Genomic DNA, 1,219 nt, shown 5'->3' on the forward strand with positions numbered 1-1,219 from the left:
CTGGCTGACGCTTAAGACGCAGCCGACCAGCAAACGGCAGATCGTCCTCGCGAAGTTCGTCAGTGTGCTGACGGTGGCAATGCTGTATGTCCTGCTGGTGATCGGTATTGGATTGCTGGTGCCGCTGGTCTTCGGGGATCACGCTTTGAGTCTTCAATATCCGCAGGTGCTGGCGGGAGACGAGGCATTTGCGATTCTTTCGTCATTCAGCTTTCTCTTGCGCGTACTGGCGGTGTTTTTTGCAGCCGTGCTGGTTGTATTCAGTCTGGCTTTGGTGGTAAGTGTCTGGCTCAAGAATACGTTTACCTTGAACATCGTTCTATTTTTCATCATGCTGGCAGGTCTTACCGTTACGCAGTCGATGCCGGTCCTGCAGACAGCCTTTAATCCGTTTCACCTGTTCCAGTTTCAGCAAATATTGGAGGGGGTACCGCAAACTACAGATTGGCTGTATCTGGCATCTGCCATTCTGTGGAGCGGCGTGTTCTTAACCCTTTCAATCAAGTTGCCGGAAAAGGAGTCAAGCGCATTCCAGCGGTCAACAACCCACAACCCATTTGGAAGAGGGGGAACGCGGGCACGTTCTGCCGCTTTAACTAGTGTTCTGTTGTTCGAATGGCGGAAACTTAGGCGGAAAGGGATGTTCCAGAAAGTCATGATTCTGCTCGTCTTATTCACTGGGATGGGGTATTGGGGAATTTCCCAGCTGGCGGATCAAAAAGAGGAAGCATATTTAGAAGGCATACAGCAAATGATTTTCGCACTTGAAAATCATGATATTCCTTATATGGAACAAACCATTGCTTCTGTGAAAGAGGTGGAGCAGCAGGCATCAGAAAAAGAAGAAGGCGAATTGGCTATTGGTGATTCATATAGTCAAATTCCCCGACTGGAAGGTACGCTCAACTTCTTTACGGATCAAAAAAACAAAGCGGCGAATGCTATCGCCGGTTATCGAGAAGGCAATTGGGATGCTTTTCATGAATACCAGTTCTTCGTAAATCAAATCCACGATAATGAATGGGAACATATTGGCGTGGGGAACATTAATGAGCTTCCGGTCATGGGCCAGTTCACAATCGATGCCAGTTTGGCAGAAAAAGAATGGCTGCTAGGGCGAGGCATCCAACCCGTTTTTTCTGGTGAATTCCTTCGAACCATGCATACCGTAGATGGATGGCCCTCTGAAAAGTACCGGCTGGAGTGGGAAGAAGAAAAC

1 protein-coding gene is annotated in these 1,219 nt (G+C 48.5%); it reads left to right on the plus strand.

The window, feature by feature from the left end; translation table 11 throughout:
- A partial coding sequence (locus KW93_RS03605; protein WP_033541605.1) for an ABC transporter permease subunit occupies positions 1–1,219 on the plus strand: 1,219 nt, incomplete at both ends.

Origin of the sequence: Planococcus sp. CAU13, assembly GCF_000775575.1 — a bacterium.
Taxonomy (GTDB): domain Bacteria; phylum Bacillota; class Bacilli; order Bacillales_A; family Planococcaceae; genus Planococcus.